The following is a 1,336-nucleotide window of genomic DNA, read 5'->3' on the forward strand; positions in this document are numbered from 1 at the left end:
ATAAATACCGGTATAGTCACCAATCAGTTTATATGCTATTATTTTACTGAATAAGAGGATAAACGTTTCGCCCCTAGGGAGAAACCCCTTAAAGGTTTCCTATACCCGTATCGTAGACAGTTACTCCATTCAGTGTGATTTATGAATTGGCTGGCTGGGACCGATTTCGGTATACCTGTGTAACACGCTAGGTTGTGTATCACTGATTAAAAATGGATACTCTTATATCAAAAACAATTACATTGAAAGGAGCTTTTCTATGTCCACCTTTAACTTTATTAGTGTAGGTATAGACGTTGGTGCTGATTTTAGTTGGATTTCTATACTTACTCCTGATCACAAGCCTGTGGTTAAACCTTTTGTAATTCATCATGATAATATAGATTCCCTTAACAACGCTGTTTCTACAATTAAAAAAGCAGAAGAGTCTTATTCTATGGAAGCTCGCACCTTCCTAGAATCTACGGGAATCTACCATCTCCCACTCTTCTACTACCTGAAAGAATCAGGATTTGAGGTTTTTGTCCTCAACCCTCTTATTACTGATTCTAACAAAAATTCAGGTATAAGAAAAGTAAAAAGTGATAAATCTGATTCAATTCGTATTGCCAGAACTGCTTATACTTACAATCTTAAAGTATCATTAATGCCTTCTGATCTAGTTCTTAACTTAAGAGCCTTAGTTAGAGAATACTATTTCTTGGTTGATGATAAAACTGCCTATATTAACAAGCTTCATAAAGAACTTCGTATCTGTTTTCCAGGCTACCGTAAAGTTTTTTCTGATATTACAGGGAAAACCTCTCTGTTGATTTTAAAGACTTACAAGACTCCTGATAATATTCTTGCTGCTCCTAAAGATGAAGTGATTTCTCTTATCACTAAATCTTCTCGAAGCGGCTCAAAATTTGCTTGTAAGAAATACGAGTTATTAATTAAAGCAGCAACTCAATCTAAATCTTTTGGTAAATACTTAGAATCTTCTTTTAACATTATACAAATGCATGTCGATATAATTGATTTTTACAATCAAAAGATCGATCACATTCTTGCTAGTATTAAAGATTACACTGTGATTCATCAAGACAATCAGTTAATTAAACAAATACATATGATTGATACCATCCCTGGTATTGGATTTGTTTCTGCTGTTACACTGATGTGCGAGATCGGTGATTTTTCTGCTTTTGTTAAACCTAAACAATTATATGCTTACTTCGGCCTTGATCCTGCGGTTAAAGAATCTGGTAATTTTAAAGGTACAAAAATTTCTATGTCTAAACGTGGGTCTCGCTTTGCTAGAAGAGTATTGTTTACAGCCGCTAGGTGTTCCATT

At 34.4% G+C, this 1,336-nt stretch carries 1 protein-coding gene; it reads left to right on the forward strand.

What is annotated here, in order from left to right:
- Positions 1-259: 259 nt before the first annotated feature.
- Positions 260-1,336 (forward strand): IS110 family RNA-guided transposase (locus tag GC105_RS16615; protein ID WP_152807056.1); only part of this gene is annotated, 1,077 nt, incomplete at its 3' end.

Origin of the sequence: Alkalibaculum sporogenes, assembly GCF_009362815.1 — a bacterium.
Taxonomy (GTDB): domain Bacteria; phylum Bacillota; class Clostridia; order Eubacteriales; family Alkalibacteraceae; genus Alkalibaculum_A; species Alkalibaculum_A sporogenes.